15 protein-coding genes are annotated in these 20,513 nt (G+C 52.6%); 6 read left to right on the top strand and 9 right to left on the bottom strand.

Annotated features, from left to right (window positions below; translation table 11 throughout):
* Window positions 1-14: 14 nt before the first annotated feature.
* The gene (gene fraB / locus NA197_RS11630) at window positions 15-992 is read right to left on the bottom strand and encodes a 6-phosphofructose-aspartate deglycase (protein ID WP_010989080.1); all 978 of its coding nucleotides are present in this window, start codon (window positions 990-992) and stop codon (window positions 15-17) included.
* Window positions 993-1,167: 175 nt separating this feature from the next.
* Entirely contained in the window at window positions 1,168-1,887 is a 720-nt protein-coding gene (locus tag NA197_RS11625) for a GntR family transcriptional regulator (RefSeq protein ID WP_058108008.1), read from the bottom strand.
* Between the two features lie 325 nt (window positions 1,888-2,212).
* Here NA197_RS11625 and NA197_RS11620 point away from each other — a divergent pair, with 325 nt between their 5' ends.
* Entirely contained in the window at window positions 2,213-3,862 is a 1,650-nt protein-coding gene (locus tag NA197_RS11620) for an alpha,alpha-trehalase (protein ID WP_000934257.1), read from the top strand.
* Window positions 3,863-3,874: 12 nt separating this feature from the next.
* Here the strand turns inward: NA197_RS11620 and NA197_RS11615 are convergent, their stop codons facing one another.
* The gene (locus NA197_RS11615) at window positions 3,875-5,464 is read right to left on the bottom strand and encodes an STY4199 family HEPN domain-containing protein (protein WP_064043335.1); all 1,590 of its coding nucleotides are present in this window, start codon (window positions 5,462-5,464) and stop codon (window positions 3,875-3,877) included.
* Window positions 5,465-5,744: 280 nt separating this feature from the next.
* Here NA197_RS11615 and NA197_RS11610 point away from each other — a divergent pair, with 280 nt between their 5' ends.
* Window positions 5,745-6,101, top strand: coding sequence for a glycoside hydrolase family protein (locus NA197_RS11610; protein WP_064043336.1), 357 nt, complete (start codon window positions 5,745-5,747; stop codon window positions 6,099-6,101).
* Window positions 6,102-6,106: 5 nt separating this feature from the next.
* Here NA197_RS11610 and NA197_RS11605 read toward each other — a convergent pair whose 3' ends face one another.
* Complete coding sequence (locus NA197_RS11605) at window positions 6,107-6,709, bottom strand: response regulator transcription factor (protein ID WP_064043337.1); 603 nt, start codon at window positions 6,707-6,709, stop codon at window positions 6,107-6,109.
* 630 nt (window positions 6,710-7,339) lie between these two features.
* On the opposite strand from NA197_RS11605, the gene NA197_RS11600 reads away from it, so the two are divergent.
* From NA197_RS11600 to NA197_RS11590, 3 genes are all read left to right on the top strand, one after another.
* Window positions 7,340-8,239: a LysR family transcriptional regulator gene (locus NA197_RS11600; protein WP_064043338.1), complete on the top strand. Its 900-nt coding sequence runs from the start codon at window positions 7,340-7,342 to the stop codon at window positions 8,237-8,239.
* A gap of 72 nt (window positions 8,240-8,311) precedes the next feature.
* Window positions 8,312-9,340 carry an inner membrane protein YhjD gene (yhjD, locus tag NA197_RS11595; RefSeq protein ID WP_000191231.1) on the top strand — a complete coding sequence of 343 codons (1,029 nt, stop codon included), beginning with the start codon at window positions 8,312-8,314 and terminating at the stop codon, window positions 9,338-9,340.
* Window positions 9,341-9,690: 350 nt separating this feature from the next.
* Window positions 9,691-11,013 carry an MFS transporter gene (locus NA197_RS11590; protein WP_001148981.1) on the top strand — a complete coding sequence of 441 codons (1,323 nt, stop codon included), beginning with the start codon at window positions 9,691-9,693 and terminating at the stop codon, window positions 11,011-11,013.
* Between the two features lie 39 nt (window positions 11,014-11,052).
* On the opposite strand, the gene NA197_RS11585 is transcribed toward NA197_RS11590, so the two are convergent.
* Both NA197_RS11585 and pdeH read right to left on the bottom strand, forming a co-directional pair.
* Window positions 11,053-13,113 (bottom strand): AsmA family protein, encoded by a 2,061-nt coding sequence (locus tag NA197_RS11585; protein WP_000158680.1) that lies wholly within the window; start codon window positions 13,111-13,113, stop codon window positions 11,053-11,055.
* Window positions 13,114-13,222: 109 nt separating this feature from the next.
* Window positions 13,223-13,990: a cyclic-guanylate-specific phosphodiesterase gene (gene pdeH, locus NA197_RS11580; RefSeq protein ID WP_000595625.1), complete on the bottom strand. Its 768-nt coding sequence runs from the start codon at window positions 13,988-13,990 to the stop codon at window positions 13,223-13,225.
* Between the two features lie 228 nt (window positions 13,991-14,218).
* On the opposite strand from pdeH, the gene NA197_RS11575 reads away from it, so the two are divergent.
* Window positions 14,219-15,148 carry a sugar kinase gene (locus NA197_RS11575; RefSeq protein ID WP_064043339.1) on the top strand — a complete coding sequence of 310 codons (930 nt, stop codon included), beginning with the start codon at window positions 14,219-14,221 and terminating at the stop codon, window positions 15,146-15,148.
* 53 nt (window positions 15,149-15,201) lie between these two features.
* On the opposite strand, the gene NA197_RS11570 is transcribed toward NA197_RS11575, so the two are convergent.
* The 3 genes from NA197_RS11570 to hmsP form a co-directional block, all read right to left on the bottom strand.
* A complete protein-coding gene (locus NA197_RS11570; RefSeq protein ID WP_064043340.1) occupies window positions 15,202-16,689 on the bottom strand; it encodes a M16 family metallopeptidase in 1,488 nt (495 codons plus the stop codon).
* 219 nt (window positions 16,690-16,908) lie between these two features.
* A complete protein-coding gene (gene dctA, locus NA197_RS11565; RefSeq protein ID WP_000858228.1) occupies window positions 16,909-18,195 on the bottom strand; it encodes a C4-dicarboxylate transporter DctC in 1,287 nt (428 codons plus the stop codon).
* 157 nt (window positions 18,196-18,352) lie between these two features.
* The gene (hmsP, locus tag NA197_RS11560) at window positions 18,353-20,359 is read right to left on the bottom strand and encodes a biofilm formation regulator HmsP (RefSeq protein WP_001266354.1); all 2,007 of its coding nucleotides are present in this window, start codon (window positions 20,357-20,359) and stop codon (window positions 18,353-18,355) included.
* Between the last annotated feature and the right edge of the window lie 154 nt (window positions 20,360-20,513).

Below are 20,513 nucleotides of genomic sequence, written 5' to 3'. Positions count from 1 at the left end.
CCATCCTGATGTAATTAATATTCCACTTTCCACATATAGCGGCGCGTCGTTAACGGATGCTGACGCGCCTCAGCTAACGCCCGATTGTAAACGGGATAAACGTTATTAAAGAGAGAGTGGTTAAAGTAATCAATAACCGTGGTTTTAATGGTCGATAGCCCCAGCTCTTTCGCATCGACAACTTCAATCCGGCGACCATATTTTTTCAGGAAGTTTAACGCGCGTTCATCCACCGCCCGCGTATTGCCCTCGGAAAACTGGAAGAAGAAAGGCGTATTCGCATCGGTAATTTCAAACGGCCCGTGGAAAAACTCACCGCTATGAATACAGGCGGAATGTATCCATTGCATTTCCATAAAGATACAGATGCTCTGTAGGTAGGCTGCGCCATAGCCCGCGCCGCTGGCGACGGTGTAAATGACTTTATCGTCTTTATATTCCTGCGCGAACGCCTGCGCACGCTCCGCTACCTGCTCGCAAGCGCGCCAGACGATACGGTTGATTTTGCTGACGCCATCCTGAAAATCGTCGTAGTGCGCATACCCTTCCGTCTGCTGGAGCAGTTCGACCGCACTCAGCAGGCCTTTCATCGTTTTCTCTCCGGCAATATCTTTACCGTCGCCAAACGTGTACGTTTCCACATAGTCGCAATGCGCCACCAACGGTGAATCCATTATCCAGGTTAAACCAATGACCGGCGCGCCGTGCTGACGGGCGATTTCAGCCGCTTTGATTGTCTCTGGCGTATTACCTTTGTGGGAGGCGACAACCACAACGGCATTTTCGCCCAGCGCTACCGGCGGGTTGTTAATAAATTCTCCGCTGTTATACAGACCGACAGTCAACGCTTTCGCTTCTTTTTCTAAAAATGCTTTCGCCGGATAGAACGCCGCATAAGAACCGCCGCACGCCACATAATAGACATGTTTAACGCCTCCTTTCTCTGCCTGGCTGGTCACAATATTGCTAACTGTCTCTTTCATACCCATCATGCTTTCCTCTGGTTCCATCAATGATACAGGCGAGGATTCGCCATAAATGACTTATAATGTATTGTTATTTTTATATGACATTTAAAGACATTTGATCAAGATGGAAACCAAAAAAAATCGGGATCCGCGATCTGGATCCCGATTCAGCCTGCTCTTCGTTAGCGTAATGCTGACATTATACGGTAAACCGTATTTTATCGCCGACAATCAACTGTTGCGAAACGCAGGAGAGTTCTCCTTTGTTATCAATCATTTCACTTTTTATCAGGATCAGCGGATAACCCTCGTTGACGCCAAGATAATGGGCGACTTCAAAGCTGGCATAAACCAGTTCGATCATCTTACGGGAGTGGGTAAACCATAAGTGGTGTTTCTCGCGTAAGCATTCATACAAAGAGTGATTATTAAGATCTTCGTCCAGCAAAAACGCAAAACGTGGGGGAAGATGTACGGTTTCCAGCGATACCGCCACATCGTCGGCATAGCGGATACGTTCAATGACGACCGCTTTTTCGCCATCGTTCATATTCAGTAACGCTTTTGTCTCATCGTCTACCGATTCAAAAACGGATTTGATAGTGCGTGACCCCGGGCGACGTCCCTGGGACTGGCATAACTCGCTGAAACTCATGATGCCGGTCATGCTGCGCTGAAATTTCTCACCAGAAACAAAGGTGCCTTTGCCGGAGACACGGGTCAGCAAATTTTCACGCGTCAGCGCATCCAGCGCCTTACGGACCGTGACCCTGCTCACCTGCCAGCGCACGCTCAGTTCATTTTCCGTCGGGATCTGCTGGCCTGGTTTATACTCTCCACGCGCAATAGCCTCTTTTAAGGCGTCTTCAAGCTGCTTATAAAGCGGTTTGGCGCTTTTACTGTCGGGTTGCTCGATCATTTGTATCCATTTGTATTATCATGGTGCCATAGCTTGTATTATAACTATTTACGTTACCTTTGTTTGTGAATCCACGCCATGCGGTGACGTAGTGATACCGCTATGAAACGAATGTTCTGATTTTAGGTCTGGGGCGGGCGTCATGAAAATAGGATTTTCGCAATACTATTCAGTAAGTTATAAATTGTTTTTCTTGAGAGGTAAATTGCGAAATGTGATCTACCGCACACTTTGCCACTCAGGTATCGAAGCGAATGTCTACGCTTAATAGACAGCCGGGCAACACCCGTATCTTTTACGACGCAAGCCGGAGGTCCTTGTCATTATGCTCAACCAGAAATTAAACCCCACGCCTTCTGAAGATCTGACTATTGATGTCGATCTGCTTTATGAAACAGACCCGTGCGAGTTAAAGCTGGATGAAATGATCGAGGCGGAACCGGAGCCGGAGATGATCGAGGGGCTTCCCGCCTCTGACGCCCTGACCCCTGCCGATCGGTATCTCGAACTGTTCGAGCATGTACAGTCAACAAAACTGTTTCCAGACAGTAAAACGTTCCCGGACTGCGCGCCGAAGATGGACCCGCTTGATATCCTGATCCGCTATCGTAAGGTCAGACGCCACCGTGATTTTGACTTACGCCGCTTCGTCGAGAACCATTTCTGGCTACCGGAAACCTTATCCAGCGAGTATGTCTCTAACCCCGAAAACTCGCTCAAAGAACATATTGACCAGCTTTGGCCGATACTGACGCGCGAACCGCAGGATCATATTCCGTGGTCTTCGCTGCTGGCGCTGCCGCAATCCTATATCGTGCCGGGAGGCCGTTTTAGCGAAACCTATTATTGGGACTCTTATTTTACCATGCTGGGTCTGGCGGAAAGCGGGCGCGAAGACTTACTTAAATGTATGGCGGATAATTTCGCCTGGATGATTGAAAACTATGGCCATATTCCCAACGGCAACCGGACCTATTATCTGAGCCGCTCGCAGCCGCCGGTTTTCGCCCTGATGGTTGAACTGTTCGAAGAAGATGGCGTACGCGGCGCGCGGCGTTATCTCGACCATCTCAAAATGGAATACGCCTTCTGGATGGACGGCGCCGAATCGCTGGCGCTCAACCAGGCTTATCGCCACGTTGTGCGGATGCCGGACGGTTCCCTGCTGAACCGCTACTGGGACGATCGCGACACGCCGCGCGACGAGTCCTGGCTGGAAGATGTCGAAACCGCAAAACACTCCGGTCGTCCGCCCAATGAAGTCTACCGGGATTTGCGCGCCGGGGCGGCGTCCGGCTGGGACTATTCTTCACGCTGGCTACGCGATGCGGGCCGGCTTGCCAGCATACGTACGACCCAGTTTATCCCTATCGATTTGAACGCTTTTCTGTATAAACTGGAGAGCGCTATCGCCAATATTTCAGCGCTGAAAGGCGAACGTGACACCGAGGCGCTATTTCGCCAGAAAGCCAGCGATCGACGCGCCGCCGTGAACCATTATCTGTGGGATGATGAAAACGGCTGTTATCGGGACTATGACTGGCGACGCGAAGAAATGGCGCTCTTTTCCGCCGCCAGTATCGTGCCGCTGTATGTCGGTATGGCGAACCACGAGCAGGCCGACCGTCTGGCAAATGTGGTACGCAGCCGTCTGTTAACGCCCGGCGGGATTATGGCGACCGAATACGAAACCGGCGAACAGTGGGATAAACCGAACGGCTGGGCACCGCTGCAATGGATGGCGATTCAGGGCTTCAAACGGTATGGCGACGATATGCTGGGCGATGAAATCGCCCATAACTGGTTAAAAACAGTGAACCATTTTTATCAGGAGCACCATAAACTGATCGAGAAATACCATATTTCCGGCGGTACGCCCCGCGAAGGCGGCGGGGGCGAGTATCCGCTACAGGATGGGTTCGGCTGGACCAATGGCGTGGTGCGCCGCCTGATTGGCCTTTACGGAGAGCCTTAACCTGCTCCGGGCTCAGTGAATCGCATCATAAATGGCTGACTGAATTTTCAGCCATTTTTTATTGTCTGCGCTGGGCCGGGCCTGAGCGCGCAGCCGGGCCTGCTCCGTATCGTACTGCTGGCGCGTCACAACAGCCGGAACGGTGCAAAACGTTTGCAAATAGGTTTTATGCATCGCGGTCAGCGGCGCGCCGCTCGACATGTCATGACTTAACGTTGTGATAAATCGTCGGCAGGGTTTGACCTCATCCATCAGCGCGGGATAACGCAACAACAGTTGCAGCACCTCGGTATGTCCTGCCGCAAACGCTTGCTCCGTCCACGCGAGCTGCCAGTTCATTCCACCCTGGAGGAACAGCGCCGTCACCCGCGTATCATTGCGCTCTATCGCCGCCCGCATGGTAAACGCATCCCAGGTAATCCCCATATGATTGAGCGTTTCCCGCGCGGAAGGCGCCTCGCGCTGTGGTTCATCCTGCGCCATTGCGGGCGCTTGCCCGTTATCGGAGCCTGGCGACGACGAACTAAATAGCCAGAACGCGCCCGCCAGTATCGCCAGCGTCATGACGCCAACCCCGCCCCACAAAGCGCCGGAAATAAGTTGCTCACGCTCTTCAGGCGTACGCGGAGGTCGCTTACGCGGTGGTTCTATGCTCTCGCTAATCTCATGCTTATCTCCCCCGGCCTGCCGATCTTTAAGCCGCGCGGTTTCCCAGAACTGGCGCAATTCACGTTCATCCGCCAGCAGAAACGAAGCGGGATTCACGCGGGTACGTTTTTCGGCATAGGCGCGCTGGATGGGCCGAACGATTTGCTGATACTGAACGTTTAGCAGCATAAGCTGCGCTGAGGTGAGTGGCTGCCTGGCGATAACCTCGTTTCGCGCGAGGCGACAATCATCCAGAAACATACGCAGAGTGGTGCGCGACTCGGCGAACAGCGTTAACGCTGAGGCGTCATTAAAAATTCTGACGTAATGACGGGCAAACAATTTTTTATCAACCACCATAAGCGCCAGTTCGCTGAACAACATGCCCTCCAGCGCATGTTGATCTTCTCCCTGTTTTAACCACTGGCGCAAACGGTCCGGGCCAAAATGTTGCTTGAGGTAGTGATTCAGCGACGCCCGATCCGGCCATGCGCGCGCAATAAGCGCTTTTAACGTCAGTTCTATTGCCCGAAGCTGACGCTGCGCCTCAAGATGCGCCTCCTGGTCGGGGTCTTCCAGCTCAGTTTGATACGTCAGTAGCGGCTGCTGCTGACGTAGATGTTCCAGCGAGGTGACAAAACGCAACGCGGCAAGGAGTTGATTTTCGCTCACCTCTTGCCCGCTGTCATACTGGGGAACATGCTGCTGAAGGTGACGCAGTTGCAGCATAAACTGGCTCAACTGCGCGTCATTTATCCGCAATTTTTTCGCCACCGCGCCCCAACCGCCCAGGTTAAGACGCGCCTGCTCAAGTTGTTCCATGAACCACCGGGGCTCTTTTCCCTCTGTGGTATGAATACCCAGCAGCAGCAGGATTTCTATTGATGCCTGGCGGATAATCCCCAGGCTATGTTCAAAAGGCGCACGTGTCGCCTGCGAAGCGCTATTCGTCATTATCTTCCCTAAAAAGACGATCCCGCGACGAGATCTTCGTTTTCTTTTAATTATGTTTTTTCATAGATATAACAGATTCAGCCACATTTCAGTGACTTAATCTTAATGATTGCAAATTTATAAGAAGATCGGTTACTAACCGAAAACATCAGTTTTTCATTCTGTCAACGCGGCGTGACGCTGAACGGCATAGACCTTTTCCCTGCCTGCGTTTGGCCGTCTGACCGCTAGCCACGCGTGCAGCACACTTTATAATCGCGCTTTTTATGAGAAAGATGCCATGCCGCACATTTCATCTCGCTTTAGCTCCGCCTGCATCGCGTTTATTAAACAGTGGCAGGGTCTGTCGCTGGAAAAGTATCGCGATCGGCAGGGTAACTGGGTGATTGGTTACGGGCATATGTTGACGCCGGATGAGACGCTGACGTTCATTACGCCCGAACAGGCGGAGGCATTCTTGCTGGATGACCTCAATAGCTGCGATATGCTGCTACAGAATTGCTTGCCGGAACTTAACGATCGGTTTCAACGCGAAACGCTTATTGCGCTGATGTTCAGCATCGGACATCAGCGTTTTTTATCATTAATCAATACGGGTGATGTTTCACAGCCAGAAATAAGCGGACTGCGAATTTAACGTCGTTAATTCGATTCATTTAACATCATGGCGGCCTGGGTACGATTTTTTACATCCAGCCGCCGGTAAAGCGACTCCAGATGCGCTTTAACCGTCCCGGTACTAATATTTAACGCCCGCCCAATTTGTTTATTTGATTCTCCTGCGGCAAGCATCTGTAAAATTTCCCGCTGGCGGGCGCTTAACGCTTTTATATCACGGGACTCCAGCTCCGTTGAATTTAACCAATCCCCCGGTAAAAACATCATCCCGCGAGCGACAGCATTGAGCGCAAGGACAAAGGTTTCGGCATCAGAATCGCGTGGCACCACGGCCTGAACGTTAAATTGCATGACTTCATGCAGCCACTTTTGACTGCCATCCATCGCCGTGATAATAATCTTCACCTCCGGAAATTGCTGCGCGATTCTTTGTAACACCTCGCAGCAAAATTCAGCATCCAGGCCGCTATCCAGCATGACCAGCGCATCCGGCGCGCTTTCTATTTTTTGCCAGAGTTCTTCTGCCTGACCGACACTCTGGATACTTATTCCTGGAATGTGCTGCTGCAAACTGATTTTCATTCCATGAATAAATATTGACTGCCTGTCAAACATGATTACCTGCATTACTTTTCTCCACCTGGGTAAGATAATAGTCTCAAGATGAGGAAGGGTATTACCCGTAGGGTAAAATAAGAAGTCGCCATTTGGTATAGGCCATTTTACCGATAGTCATTGGTTGAGGAAGGGAAAGGTTATGAATATTTACAGCTTCAACATCGGGATTACAGAATTCGCTAAAATTAGCGTTTTAAAGTAAGGAATATCTTATTAGTACAAACAGACAAGGCTAATTTGAATATTAATTCAATGAAGAGTACGCCTGGCGCGTCACAAAGGAAATATCTGCTTTTCACCTGATGTGTTACAAAAAATAAAGTAGCACATTTTGTTAAAAAATAGCCAATCCGCCTGAAAACCGCGACGATGGGTCAATGACAATACCGTGTATGTACATGCATTTCTCTCTCCCACTACACCCGCGGCTATCAGCGTGTTTTACCGCTCTCGTCCCGTTTATCGGCTTTTTGGCGCTAAAAAGCCTGGCCGGAAGGCGATAAATCCGCCGCGCAACGCGATCAGACGTATTCGTCACGCGAGCAATGATTGCGAAAGGGCTTATTAGATGCTAGAAAATCAATAAAACCAGCCGCTTCAGCGTCACTGTTTCAATAAAAACAATAATAGAGCCTGATGATGGATAAAATATATGCAATGAAATTGTTTGTACGCGTGGCGGAACGGGAAAGTTTTTCCCGTGCAGCAGAAGATATCGGCCTTCCCAAAGGCAGCGTCTCACGGCAAATACAAGCGTTAGAACATCAACTGGGCATCCGCCTGCTCCACCGCACCACCCGGCGGGTACAGCTTACTCAGGACGGGATGGTTTACTACGAACGGGCAAAAGATTTGTTGAGTAACCTGGATGAACTGGAGGGTCTTTTCCAGCCTGATCCCGCCAGTATCAGTGGCAAAATACGGGTAGATATACCGCCATGCCTCGCAAACAGCCTCATCATGCCGCGCCTGCCCACTTTTTTGCATCAGTATCCCGGCATTGCGCTGGAACTTTGTAGTAGCGATCGACAGGTCGATTTACTACGGGAGGATTTCGACTGCGTGGTGCGCACAGAGCCGCTACATGCGCCGGGGATACTGACGCGCCCGCTTGGCAAACTGAGAAGGGTGAACTGCGCCAGCCCACAATACCTGGCGCGCTTTGGGTATCCAGAAAACCTTGACGATCTCGCCTCACATGCGGTGGTGCATTATTCATTGACCCCGGGAGTCTCTTCACCGGGTTTTGCCTTTGAAACTCCCCACGGTATGCAATGGGTAAAAACCGGCGGAATGCTAACGGTAAACAGTACGGAGACCTGGCATACGGCCTGTCTGGCAGGATTAGGGATCATTCAGACGCCGCGCATTGCTGTACGGGAGGCGTTACGCGCCGGAACGCTCATTGAAATTTTACCGCAATATCGCGCCGTTCCACTGCCGATGACGCTGCATTATCCCCATCGCCGTAATCTTTCCCGCCGGGTACACCTGTTTATGGTATGGCTGACTGAAACCATTAAAGAGGCCGCAGAGTAGCCGCATTTTCAGCATCCACCGGGGAGAAGCTATACTGACATATTCTATTAATGATGAAGGACTACCGACCTGATGACGCAGGAAAATGACGTAAAACGCCCTATTCAGGAACTGGAGCACGACCCGATACAAAAAATAGAAACGCAGCCGCATGACGCCCCGGAAAAAAACGAAAAGGCAAATCAGGCGTTGCATTCCGTCACCACCCTGATGCAAAAAATACAGCGTCAACCGATGGTGGCCCACCTCATTCGCGCGACCGAACGTTTTAACGATCGACTGGGTAATCAGTTTGGCGCGGCTATCACCTACTTTTCGTTTCTGTCGATGATCCCGATAATGATGGTGTCCTTTGCCGCAGCAGGTTTTATCCTCGCCTCGCACCCTAATCTACTGGAAGATATTTTCAGCAAGATATTGATGAATGTGAGCGATCCTACGCTGGCGTCCACGCTTAAAAATACGATTAATACGGCGGTTCAACAGCGTACCACGGTAGGGCTGGTCGGGCTGGGTATCGCGCTCTATTCCGGCGTTAACTGGATGGGCAACTTGCGGGAAGCGATTCGCGCCCAGTCACGGGACGTCTGGGAGCGCAAGCCGCAGGATCAGGAGAAAATCTGGCTCAAATATCTGCGCGATTTTATCTCGCTGATTGGATTATTAATCGCTTTAATCATTACGCTGTCCATTACTTCCATCGCCGGTTCCGCCCAGCAGATGATCATCTCCGCCTTGTATCTCGACAGCATCGAATGGTTAAAACCGGCCTGGCATTTGATCGGTCTGGCCATCTCTATTTTTGCCAACTATCTGCTTTTCTTCTGGATTTTCTGGCGACTGCCTCGCCATCGTCCCCGTAAAAAAGCGTTGATTCGCGGGACATTTATTGCCGCTATCGGTTTTGAGGTGATTAAAATCATTATGACTTATACGCTGCCGTCACTGGTGAAATCGCCTTCCGGCGCGGCGTTTGGCTCCGTACTCGGTCTGATGGCATTCTTCTACTTTTTTGCCCGCCTGACGTTATTCTGCGCGGCCTGGATAGCCACCGCCGAATATAAGGACGACCCGCGAATGCCGGGTAAAACGCAACGCTAGTCTGCGGCTTGCTGCCGGATGGCACGCACGGCGTCGTCATTCGGCCTACTGGCGTGTAGTCCCAGGCCGGGCAAGCAAAGCGTACCCGGCGGTACAATCAGGCACGTCCTTCCGCCTCATCTCATTGTTTCAGCATATAAATCCAGTAATTAACTTTTATTTAACCTTAAACCAGTTTTATCCACCAATTCTAAAATTATGTGAAGCATTTCATAGACGCAAAATGGCTGGCTTAAACATTATCCCCTTTTTGCGCTTTTTTTGACCATTTTTGGCTTTTGTTACACATTGAAATATAACTTTTGCTGTGCGTAATATGGCTATTCGTTCGCTAAAAATAAGAAAATAGTATGCAAGCAACCGCCACAACACTCGACCATGAGCAGGAACATGTTCCGGTAAACTCACGCAATAAAGTCGTTATTGCCTCGCTTATCGGCACCGCAATTGAGTTCTTCGACTTCTATATTTACGCCACCGCTGCGGTGATCGTGTTCCCCCTTATCTTCTTCCCCCAGGGCGATCCCACTGCGGCAACGCTACAATCGCTCGCCACCTTCGCTATCGCGTTTGTGGCGCGTCCGATTGGCTCTGCGCTATTCGGTCACTTCGGCGACCGGGTAGGCCGCAAAGTCACGCTGGTGGCTTCGCTGCTGACGATGGGGATCTCCACGGTCATTATCGGTCTGTTACCGGGCTACGCGACGATAGGTATTTTCGCGCCGCTGCTGCTGGCGCTGGCGCGTTTCGGACAGGGACTGGGGCTGGGCGGCGAATGGGGCGGCGCAGCGTTATTAGCGACGGAGAATGCGCCGCCGCGCAAACGCGCGCTGTATGGCTCCTTCCCGCAGTTGGGCGCGCCGATCGGCTTCTTTTTTGCCAATGGCACCTTCCTGTTGCTCTCCTGGCTGCTGACCGACGAGCAGTTTATGAGCTGGGGCTGGCGCGTGCCGTTTATCTTCTCGGCGGTGCTGGTGATTATCGGCCTGTATGTGCGCGTGTCGCTGCATGAAACGCCGGTGTTTGCGAAAGTCGCCGCAGCGAAAAAGCAGGTAAAAATACCGCTGGGCACGTTGCTGACGAAGCATGTCCGCGTAACCATTCTCGGCACGTTTATCATGCTGGCGACCTACACGCTGTTCTATATCATGACCGTCTATTCCATGACTTACAGCACTGCCGCCGCGCCGGTGGGGCTTGGCTTGCCGCGCAATGAAATACTGTGGATGCTGATGATGGCGGTGATTGGTTTCGGCGTGATGGTGCCCGTCGCCGGCCTGCTGGCGGACGCATTTGGCCGTCGGAAAAGCATGGTCATCATTACCACGCTCATCATTCTCTTCGCGTTGTTCGCCTTTACCCCGCTGCTGGGTTCAGGCAATCCAGCGCTGGTATTCGTGTTCCTGTTGTTAGGCCTGAGCCTGATGGGGCTGACCTTCGGCCCAATGGGAGCGCTGCTGCCGGAGCTATTTCCGACGGAAGTACGCTATACCGGCGCATCGTTTTCCTACAATGTGTCATCGATTCTGGGCGCTTCCGTCGCGCCGTATATTGCCGCATGGCTGCAAAGCCACTACGGGCTGGCGGCGGTAGGGGTTTACCTGGCGTCAATGGCGGCGCTGACGCTGATTGCACTGCTGTTAACCCATGAGACGCGTCATCAGGCGTTGTAATAGGGCGCCGGATGGCGTCATCCGGCGCTACGTTTCACATTACTGCTTCATCTGCGTTAAAATCGTCCGGCACTGATTGGCTTCGCCCTCAGAGGGCGAAATGAGCGCCAATAGCGCGGCGGCGGGCGTTACCAACGTCGCCAGCGCTGCCGCAACCGCGCCGCGCGCAATCAGCGGGCCGGGCTTGACGCCCGCCTGCGGATTTTTAAATGTCCCACGCACGTACAGCGGCGATCGCAGCGTAATAATACGAATCCCTTTACTTTCCGGATCAATGGTTAAATCGAGCTGTTCAGAGGCGAAGCTCGCCGTACCGGTCACGTTAATCAGAGCATTTTCTGTATCAAAAGCAAAAATTTGCGGTCGCGCCACGCCGTTCGCAATATTGAGATTCGCCGCCGCGCAGTTAACCCGCACTTCGTCATCGCCAAAAATCTGCCCGACAATATAGTTGCCGACGTTCAGCCCCACGATTTCCATCAGGTTGCGGCTAATCAATCCATCATTCATCAATAATTTGAGATTGCCGTTACTGTTGCCAAGCAGCGCGGCGACCGAGTTGCCCGTCCCGCGAATATCCGCATCGCCGTTCAGCTCGCCCAGCGTTTTCTGCATCAGCTCCACATCCGGCATCAGTTCTTTAAGCTTCAGCCGACGCGCCTGTATATCCGCCCGCCCCTGCATTGGCTTTTTATCCCCTTCCAGATGGATGTTGGAGACAATACTGCCGCCTGCCAGACCAAACTTCAGCGGCTGTAGACGTAAGTCGGCGTTTTTCAGGATGATATGGGTCGAAAGATCGCTAATCGGTAGACTGCCGCCATGCTCAATACGCCGGCCTTTAAACCGGACATCGGCGTCCATAACATCCCATTTGTCGGTTTCAAAGCGATCGTAAGGCAACACTTTATCCGCTGGCTGAACATTCTTCTCGCCTTTGCGCTGTTCAGACCGTTTCGACTGCTCAGCGTCTTTCCCGGAATCCACGCCAATCAGCGGCCCAAGATCGGCCAGTCGTAACTGGCGCGATTCGACATCGCCTTCCAGTTTAGGGCGCGGTTTACCGGTGGTATAAGTGAGGGAGCCGTGGATATCACTGTCGCCAATGCGCCCGTTAAAACCGCGATAATCAAATACTGATGACTTTTCGGCGTCAATTTTCGCCACCAATCGCCCATCGGTCTCAAACGGCGGCGTATCCGGCAGCAGCACGCCGGTTAAATCATATAAATCGCCCAGTGAATCGCCAGAGAATTTAAGCCGCAGATCGACGCCGCCCATTTTCATCGGCTCGTTCACCACGCCGCTAAAAGCCACCCGCGTGTTGCCAGAGCGGAAATCGGCCTGCACAGGAAAAGGCGTACTTTCGCTGCGTAGCGCCAGCATACCGCCTATTTTCCCCGTACCGGTCAACGGTTCCCCGTTATAACGCCCCTGCGCCTTCAGGCCGAAGACATAGTCACCCACGGTGGATTTGTCTGCTTTGCCTTTCGTTCCCGTCACTTCGCTGAACGGCAACGGTTTGCCTAACGGATCGACCAGAATAGTGATATCCGCTTTACTGACCTTATCATCGATCGCGATTCGCCCCTGGTCGAAGAGAATATTATCCAGCCGGAAGGACCAGGCGGAAGGTTTAGCATTGGGGTCCGTATTCTTGTCTTGCGCGAGGTTAAAGGTCCAGTTATTGGTTTTCTCAGACAGGCGAATAAGACGCGCGTCGGGTTTCACCAGTTTGATCCACGGCAGCCAGACGGTTTTGGTCAGGAGCGCCAGTGGGGCAAGCGTCGCCTCAACGCGTGGCAGATGCACCATCGTAACTTCCGGAATATCCGGCGGATTGCCGAGAATGACGTCTTCCGCGTGAACATGCGGCCACGGTACCCAGCTTCGCCAGCCGGTCTCCTGTTTTTGGCGTTCCCACACCACGCCTAAATCGCCGCGAATAGCGAAAGGCCGGTTCAATTCGGTAGAGACTTTCTGGTTGATGGTCGGTTTGAGGCGGTTCCAGTCAAATGTTGCGATCAACAAAATCACTATGGCGATCAACAACAAGAAAGTCCCTGTGATGGCGGCGGTTATTTTGCCTGCTTTAGTCATGTGTTATTTCCTCACTTCTTCCCTTGCCTGTCCTAAAGATAGTTCAGCCAGACGAAAAAGGAGGATGACCGCGCCTCGTAATACCACGTATTACGGGAACAGTCTGGCGTTACAGGGTCAGAATCACCTCTTCGAGCGATATCAGCGGCACGGGTCGAGAAAGAAAATAGCCCTGGGCGGCAAAGGCGGGCGAACGCTGCACATCACGCCACTCTTCCAGCGTCTCCACGCCCTCGACAATAACGCCGCGGCAGTAGCGGTTCATCAGTTGCAGCAGCAGAATGAACAGGTTGCGTCCCTCCGGAGACTGACGCAGCATGACGAACAGCTCGCGCGCCACTTTAATGTAGTCATAACGCACTTCGCTCAGCGCTGAAAAATTGGCCATACCAGTACCAAAATCATCCAGCCACAGCGGGCCGAACTCACACATCGAGGCGAAAGAGGAGTCTTTCGGCAAACGAATATGTTCCACCAGTTCGAAACGCAGCCAGGGTAAGCGCTCCATCGCTGCCAGAATGTCCGGCTGTCGTCGCATGGCAATCAGCGTAGGGCCGTCGACATTGACCGATGCCAATAAGTGATGGCGAGTGAAAAAATCCGCTTTTTGTTCGAGCTGATGAAGTTGTTCTTTCACTACGTCAATGCGGTGTCGAACCGCTAACTCCGCGAAATAACGATCCGGGGCAATACGTCTGGAAGGGTTATCAGGATGGGTGACGACAGTGAGAAGTTCAACCGCCATCAGACGGCCATCCGTCTGGTATATCGGCTGGTAAGTATAGGCACGCTCGCATTGCAGCCAATAGCGCCGTTCCTGCAAATTCTCTATACCTGCATCAGGAACGCGTAGCTGCTGGATAACCTGCTTTATCATCTCAGTTGTCCTGTTAATGGGAGTGTGACTGTCCGGACTCGTCAAAGGTTATCGGCGTTCAGGCAGAGAACTTTACCCTCGGTCCCTGGCAAAATAAAAACAGACCCCGAAACTTGTCAAAAATACGCACTTGCTCAAAAAAATAATGGACCGATGTTTTAATATTATTGACCACTAAACATCCACAGCGCACACTAACGCTAATTTTTACAGATCAGGTTCACGACTATGTCTAAAAAGATTGCCGTGATTGGCGAATGCATGATTGAGCTGTCGCAGAAAGGCGCTGATGTTCAGCGCGGCTTCGGCGGCGACACGCTGAATACCTCCGTTTATATTGCCCGTCAGGTCGATTCTGCCGCTCTGGCCGTTCACTATGTGACGGCGCTGGGTACCGACAGTTTCAGCCAACAGATGCTGGAGGCGTGGCAGCATGAAAATGTGGATACCTCGCTAACGCAGCGGATGGAAAATCGCCTGCCAGGCCTCTATTACATCGAAACCGATGACACTGGCGAGCGTACCTTCTACTACTGGCGTAACGAAGCGGCAGCGAAATTCTGGCTGGAGAGCGAACAGTCAGCGGCTATCTGCAAGGCGCTGGCGACCTTCGATTATCTCTACCTGAGCGGCATTAGCCTCGCGATTTTAAGCCCGACCAGCCGTGATAAGCTGCTGTCTTTATTGCGTGAATGTCGGGCCAACGGCGGGAAAGTCATTTTTGATAATAACTATCGCCCGCGTTTATGGACAAGTCGCGAAGAAACGCAGCAGGTCTATCAAAAGATGCTGGAATGTACTGATATCGCCTTCCTGACACTGGACGATGAAGACGCGCTATGGGGTAAGCAACCAGTGGAAGAGGTCATTGCCCGCACCCATGCGGCAGGCGTACAGGAAGTGGTGGTAAAACGCGGGGCGGACTCTTGCCTGGTCTCGATTCAGGGCGAGGCGCGCATTGACGTTCCGGCAGTAAAACTGCCGAAAGAGAAAGTGATAGACACCACTGCCGCAGGCGACTCCTTCAGCGCCGGTTATCTGGCCGTTCGTTTGACGGGCGGCAGCGCGACGGATGCCGCGAAGCGCGGACACCTGACGGCCAGCACGGTAATTCAGTACCGTGGGGCCATTATTCCGCACGACGCGATGCCGCAGTAAGTCATTTGCTCTTGCCCGGTGGCGCTGCGCTTACCGGGCCGGCAGGCGGCAGCTTACTGTGCCGCCGGTGTCTCCGTCACTTCCGGATGCGCCTCATCTGCTTCAACAGCGGCGGCAGTTGTCGGGACCATGATTTCATCCCACGTCGCCTTTAACGCCTTCATATTAAATTCCGGCTCGCCTTGCGGTTGCAGCAAAATTAATGCCATCTCCTGCGATAGCTGCTGACGTAAATTCTGATTGAGCATATCAACGGTCAGGCTGTTGAGGAAATTCTGACGCAGCTTCTGATACTGCTCCGGCGCGATATCCACCACCTGATTCTGCAGCGAGCGCATACGCTGTCCAGTCAAAATGTCAGTATCGGTACGCGCGTAGGTCGCGAACAGCTTTTGCAATTCGAGATTTTTCTGCGCCACCAGCGCAGTAAACTCCTCTTCCGACAAACCTTTATCGCGTACTTTCGCCAGTTCATTCGCCACCAGGCTCAAATTGGTATTGAGCTTATCATTAGGTGATTCAATGTTGATGGCGCACTGCGCGCGCAGGAACAGAACCCGGCAGTCAAACCCCAGACCAATATCTTTCGCGTTATTTTTAGTAAGCTCTTGCTGGATATGCCAGAACAGCGCTTCGCGCGCCAGATCCGCCTGCCAGTAGCGCAACAGCGCCGCCGACTCGCGAATCGGTTGCCACGGCGTATCCCACATAATGGAGAGACGATCCTGGCGCACCGCATCGGTCATAATGCTCACTGATTCCGCCCGCAGCGGCGAAAGCGTCGGCACCGGGGCGGGCGTTTCGCGTTTACCTTTCAGCGTACCGAACGTTTTATTGATCTGCTCGGCGACGGAGCGCGCATCAATGTTGCCGACAACAATCAGCGTCATGGCATCCGGGGTGTACCATTTTTCATAGAAAGCCTGAATTTTGGCTGCGTCTACCGGCTGCTTTAACGGTTCCGCGGGATCGTGCCCCAATAACGCCGACCCTTTCAGCCGATAACGCCACCAGCCCTCTTTAGTATCTGCTGGCCACGTCGCAACCATATCTTCGCTGCTTAACGCATGATTCACCGTCTCTGGCGTAATGGTTAATTTACCGGAGACGTTAGCCAGATAGGTCAGCGCTTCTTTCAGCAGATCGTTACGGTTATTGGGTAAACTGAGGTTATAGAGCGTGGAATCATAAGAAACAATAACGGGCGGCATGGGACGTTTCGGATCAAACCCTTGCTGCCATAAAGAACGTGCCTGTGCGGCATCCAGACCACCGCTTTGCGTCAGCGCGATACGGGGAATCGCATGGCTGAACCCGCTCTGTTGCGTACTTTCGGTGAGCGAACCGGTATTAACCTGGAGACGAACTTCAATACGATCGCTGGGGCGCTGAGGCGTAGCTAACACTTGCCACTGTAACCCATTAGCCAGCGCCCCCTGTTGCCATGCCGGATCGGGCTGGAGCGCATCTGCCTGCACATAGCTGGCAGAGGCCAACATCAACAGACTGCCCGCTAAGAGTCGAATTTTTGTGCCCTGCATGTGAACCCCTGATCAACAATCCTGGTAATAAAAAGACAGCCCCGGCAGGGATGCCTGAATATGACGTAAAAACACTTCGTGTTAGACCGCGAGAACCTAAAAATGTCACGGAAGAAGTGAAATAATCCCTAAGCATCATGCTGTATGCTTTGGGCGCAGGGGTCAATTATGCGCAAACACCCGCAGTCCTGGAAGGGACTACGGGCATAAGTGGCGAGATTAGGAGGAAATTTCGTGCGTTTTGCCATCCGGCGCACGATTATTAAGCACATCGTCCAGCTTTTGGTGATCTAACTCTTTCACCCATTTGGCAACCACCACCGTCGCCACGCCGTTACCCACCAGGTTAGTCAGCGCGCGCGCTTCGGACATAAAGCGGTCGATACCGAGGATTAACGCCAGTCCCGCAACCGGTAAATGGCCCACGGCGGAGATAGTGGCCGCCAGCACGATAAAGCCGCTTCCGGTCACGCCCGCGGCGCCTTTTGACGAAAGCAGCAGCACGACCAGCAGCGTTATCTGGTGGAAGATATCCATATGGCTGTTGGTCGCCTGGGCGATAAACACCGCCGCCATCGTCAGGTAGATAGAGGTGCCATCAAGGTTGAACGAATACCCCGTCGGGATCACCAGCCCTACCACCGACTTACGGCACCCCAGTTTTTCCATCTTATCGAGCATACGCGGCAACGCTGACTCGGAAGAGGAGGTGCCAAGCACAATGAGTAATTCTTCCCGGATATAGCGAATAAATTTAAAAATGCTAAAGCCTGTTACCCGTGCAATCGTCCCCAGCACCACCACCACGAAGAGAATACAGGTGATATAGAAGCAGATAATGAGCTGCCCCAGTTGCACCAGAGAACCGACGCCGTATTTACCGATGGTGAAGGCCATCGCGCCGAATGCGCCAATCGGCGCCAGGCGCATGATCATATTGATGATGCCGAAAATGACCTGCGAAAAACTCTCAATCACATTGAAAATGAGCTGGCCTTTGCTGCCCAAACGGTGCAGCGCAAAACCAAACAACACCGCAAACAGTAAGACCTGCAGAATGTTGCCGCTGGCAAACGCGCCGATCACGCTGCCCGGTATGACATCCATCAGGAAGGCAATAATGCCCTGCTCCTTGGCTTGTGCGGCATAAACGGCCACCGCCTGCGCATCCAGCGTTGCCGGATCGACGTTCATCCCGGCGCCAGGTTGCACAACGTTGACGATGATAAGACCGATAATCAGCGCAATCGTACTGACAATTTCAAAGTAAAGCAGCGCGACCGCGCCGGTACGGCCCACCGCTTTCATGCTTTCCATGCCTGCGATGCCCGTCACGACAGTACAGAAAATGACAGGAGCGATGATCATCTTAATGAGCTTAACGAACGCGTCGCCAAGCGGTTTCATTTGTGCGCCCAGTTCAGGATAGTAATGGCCAAGGAGAATACCAATGGCGATTGCTGTCAGGACCTGAAAATAAAGACTTTTGAACAGAGAGGTTTTCATAGGGTGTCCTTGAAGTAAAAACCACAGGTCTTGTAAGGTTATGAGTAACCTGCGGCCTTAAAATAACACCCACACAACATGACAGAAATGCGCCAGGATCATAATTGAAACAAAAATGTTAAAAAGTTTGAGCTGACTCGCACAAGCGCGACCTTTTTTAACTTTTGTAATCAGGATTTTCGTGCGACAGATACCGTTCTTCAAAGATATCCGCGGGAACGGGCCGAGCAAACAGGAAGCCTTGCGCCACGTTGACTCCAGCCTGTTCCAGCCACGCGCGTTGCGCCTCGTTCTCCACGCCCTCGGCAATCAATTGTAAATTAAGACTGCGGGCCATCAGGATAATCGCCGTCACCATACTGTGATCATCCGGTAACCCATCGACAAACATTTTATCAATTTTAAGGATATCGACCGGTAGCGACTTCATATGCTGTAACTGGCGCAACCCCGCGTAACCCATGCCAAAATCATCCAGTGCGATACGCACGCCAGCATTACGTAACGGACGTAAGATAGCGACGGCAGCGTGCGGATCGTCGATACGGCGGCTTTCAGTGACCTCAAGAATCAGCGTACCCGGTTGAATACGATAGCGGTTTAACAATTCCAGCAGATCCGACACCATGCCAGGGTGCATGAGCTGTAACGCGGAAAGATTGACGGAGAGCGGCAATGTCACGCCGCGCTCCTGCCAGGCGGCAAGCTGGCGGCAGGACTCTTCCAGCACCCAATGGCCCACCGTGACCATCAGGCCGCAGGATTCAATGCGCTCAATCAGCCCCTCCGGCAATTCCCAGCTACCGTCCGGCTGCTGCATACGTAACAAGGCTTCGGCGCTTAATACGTTGCCGCTGCGCATCTCGACCTGCGGCTGCAGCCAAATGGCAAACTGATGGTTATCCAGCGCGGTAAGGATATCGCTCTCTTCGGTAAGGCGCTGTTGAGCGGCCTCCATCTGCGCCGGGTCAAAGAACTGGATCTGATTTTTACCTTTTCGGCGCGCGGTAAAGGCGGCGGAGACGGCGCGACCATAGAGCGCTTCGGCGGTCAGATCGCCATAATACATCGCAATGCCAATACTGCAGCTTGGGCGCAGTTGAATACCCTGGATGGGCAGTCGTTCATTAATGATAGTGAGTATTTGCTGACCTAATGTAATGGCGTGCCACGGCTCTTTAACGCCGTGGGCGATAATGGCAAAGTCATACCCGCTGACCTGCGTAAGCACCATGCGCGGCGCCAGCACCGACTTCAGCTTCTCAACCAGCGTCAGTAATAGAATCTCCCGCTGCGTTTCTTGCAGCACGCCTGCCGTGTCACGCAACGTTTCGCACGTCACGATGATAAGCGCGGTGGTTTGTTGGCGGGTGATAACCTGTTCCAGCAATGCCATTAAAAAGGCTTTATTGGGCAGCTCGGAAACCGGAAAACGCATCGCGTTGTCCGTTTGCTCCTCGCGTTGACGCTGCATAAGCTGCTGGTTGAGGTTATAGCTGCGCACCAGCATCCCAATTTCATCATCCTGATGCAGACGCGGCAACGCCAGCTGATGTCCGATCAGCTCCTGCTGCGGAATGTCGTTCAGCTCGCGGGCGATTTTGCGCAGCGGATGCACAATCAGGCGGTTTACGCACCAGGCGATGGCCACCGTCAGGATCAGCGATAAAAGTAAGTAAATGGTCACTAACGTAGAGAGCGCGCTCATGACGAACTTGTACATACGGTACGAATCCGCCTGCAATACAAGGTAGGCCAGCGGTTGCGGATTGGCAGGACGCTCCAACGAATAAACCGGCAAAGAAATTTGTACCGGCAGTTCGAAGAGACGCGTCACCATAACCGGGACGGGGCGTTCAGGAATGAAGCGCTTACGCAACGCCTGGAACTGATTCGGCAATACCACATCGGCGCGACTCACCACGCCCGCAGGTTTAATACTTTCCAGAATGGTTTCCGCGCCGGGGAGATCCGCTTTTAAAATCGCGGAAGAAAGAGGTTCCCGAACAGATCGCGCGATGCTTTCCAGTTGCGTAGCCGTGTTGTAGCGGTTCTGCTGTACCAGATGGAACAACAAAACGGTGCAAAAGACAAAAACAAACACCATGACAACGGCCGCAACCATTGCCATCTGTTTAATTGTTAACGAGCGGCTGACGCGCAAATTGACTCTCCCTGGATATCCCGGACTGCCGCCTGAGTATACCCGATTGCAGCGGCATTAAGAGAGGCTGTATCTGAAAAGGACTTTTCTGAATAACGGTTAATGATAGCGTCTGATGGCGCTGCGCTTCTCAGGCCTACAACGCCTGTCAATT

It is taken from the genome of Salmonella sp. NW884 (genome assembly GCF_051700745.1).
Lineage (GTDB): Bacteria > Pseudomonadota > Gammaproteobacteria > Enterobacterales > Enterobacteriaceae > Salmonella > Salmonella enterica.
The sequence above is the reverse complement of the archived record's forward strand: the minus strand, read 5'-3'. Positions and strand labels throughout refer to the sequence as shown.